Source organism: Tolypothrix sp. VBCCA 56010 (assembly GCF_050875635.1).
GTDB lineage: Bacteria > Cyanobacteriota > Cyanobacteriia > Cyanobacteriales > Nostocaceae > Hassallia.
This window is the reverse complement of sequence record NZ_JBPAOH010000324.1, coordinates 1-1940: the sequence shown is the minus strand read 5'-3', so window position 1 is coordinate 1940 and position 1940 is coordinate 1. Positions and strand designations below refer to the sequence as shown.

General features: G+C 44.3%; 2 protein-coding genes. One reads left to right on the top strand and one right to left on the bottom strand.

Features of this window, described 5'->3' with window-relative positions; translation table 11 throughout:
- Positions 1 to 345 precede the first annotated feature (345 nt).
- Complete coding sequence (locus AABK37_RS41175) at positions 346 to 1332, top strand: leucine-rich repeat domain-containing protein (protein ID WP_432557140.1); 987 nt, start codon at positions 346 to 348, stop codon at positions 1330 to 1332.
- A gap of 229 nt (positions 1333 to 1561) precedes the next feature.
- Here AABK37_RS41175 and AABK37_RS41170 read toward each other — a convergent pair whose 3' ends face one another.
- The gene (locus AABK37_RS41170; protein WP_432557139.1) at positions 1562 to 1726 is read right to left on the bottom strand and encodes a hypothetical protein; all 165 of its coding nucleotides are present in this window, start codon (positions 1724 to 1726) and stop codon (positions 1562 to 1564) included.
- Positions 1727 to 1940: the final 214 nt, after the last annotated feature.

Genomic DNA, 1940 nt, shown 5'->3' with positions numbered 1-1940 from the left:
TCAAAGACTCTTTAATGAGTATCAAAGACTCTTTAATGAGTATCAAAGACTCTTTAATGAGTATCAAAGACTCTTTAATGAGTATCAAAGACTCTTTAATGAGGTTCCAACACTCGTTAAATGAAAAAATCAGACTTATCGCAGAACTAAGTAGGTAGGTTGAATTAAATATAAAACTACCATCGGGTGTGTTACCGCCGTTCATTACAGTACCTCAAACCATAAATGGTGCGTTAAACTACCCTTCTCCTGTCGGAGACGCACTCGCGTTCGGGTTCCGCGCTACTCGGTACGTTATAACGCACCCTACGGTATCTATCTTGTCCCCCTTCCCCCTAATTACTCATGACCGACAAAGAACTGCTACAGCTAATTGAACAAGCTGCCACAGAAGGGGCAACCGAATTTGACCTTTCTGGCAAAGAGTTGACAGCTTTACCCGCTGAGATTGGTAAGCTGACTCAACTCAAAAAGCTGATTCTCGGCAAATACCAATATAATCAAAAGGGTTATATCGTCGGTACTATCGCGAACAACCTGAGCGTTTTACCTGCGGAAATTGGATTACTTAATCATCTTCAAGAACTTCAAGTTGTTGGTAATAACTTAACCAGTCTGCCACAGGAAATTGTCCAACTCACCAACTTAGAAAGGCTCTACCTCTACAATAATCAACTGAGCAGTCTGCCAAACGAATTTGGAAAACTCACCAACTTACAATCGCTCGACCTCAGCAGCAATCAACTGAGCAGTCTGCCAAACGAAATTGTCCAACTCACCAACTTACAATCGCTTGACCTCAGCAGAAATCAACTGAGCAGTCTGCCGCATGATTTTGGAAAACTCACCAACTTACAAACGCTCCACCTCTACGATAATCAACTCAGCAGTCTGCCAAACGAAATTGTCCAACTCACCAACTTACAATCGCTCGACCTCTACAATAATCAACTCAGCAGTCTGCCGCATGATATTGGACAACTCACCAACTTAGAAACGCTCAACCTCAGCGGCAATCGACTCAGCAGTCTGCCAAACGAATTTGGACAACTCACCAACTTAGAAACGCTCGACCTTAGCAGCAATCAACTGAGCAGTCTGCCAAACGAAATTGGACAACTCACCAACTTAGAAACGCTCGACCTCTACAATAATCAACTGAGCAGTCTGCCAGAAGAAATTGTCCAACTCCAAAAACTCAGATATCTGGATCTGCGTAGTAACCCAGTTTCCATTCTACCTGAGATTTTGGGATTAAAGGAATTGTGTCAAAATCCTAGGGATGTAAGCGAAATTCTCAATTTGTATTTCCGGGTGCAAGATCCCTCTTGATATCAAGTTCGGCAAATTAGTTACTATTGGGTGCATCTGTGCAAAAATCCGAAAACTGCTTTCTACCAAGAACTGCGGTCTTAATAATAAGTCTTTAACCGAACCCGATATGAGTGGGTTAAGGAGCATATAAGTGCAAGGCTGTTACTACCAGCTTATCGCGCCGACTATGCACCGCATACACACCTTGTCCCCCTTCCCTGTCCCCCTTCCCTGTCCCCCCTGTCCCCTAACTACCACAAACCTGCTTCCCCACATCAGGACGTGTAGAAAGATAATCTCTCAGCCATCCGCAACTTCGTGCTAGCAGTTCATCCAAACCCTCAACCGGACGCAACTGCACAGTATTCTTACCAACTACAATCGCAATTAGTTTACCATCCGGGCTAAACACACCATCACTAGCTTGATATTCAGCAAACTGCTGCCAAGTATCCCCTACTATGCTCTAATCCATTTTTAGGAGTGAATATTTTCTTTCATTAGTTTGCAAAGCTAACATCCGGTTGACCAAGCCCCGTTGGGGCGGGGTGTAGGGTGTGGGGTGTGGGGTGTAGGGAAAGAGATAGCCCCAACAACCAGTGGGAAACATACGCCCCGTCTTTTAA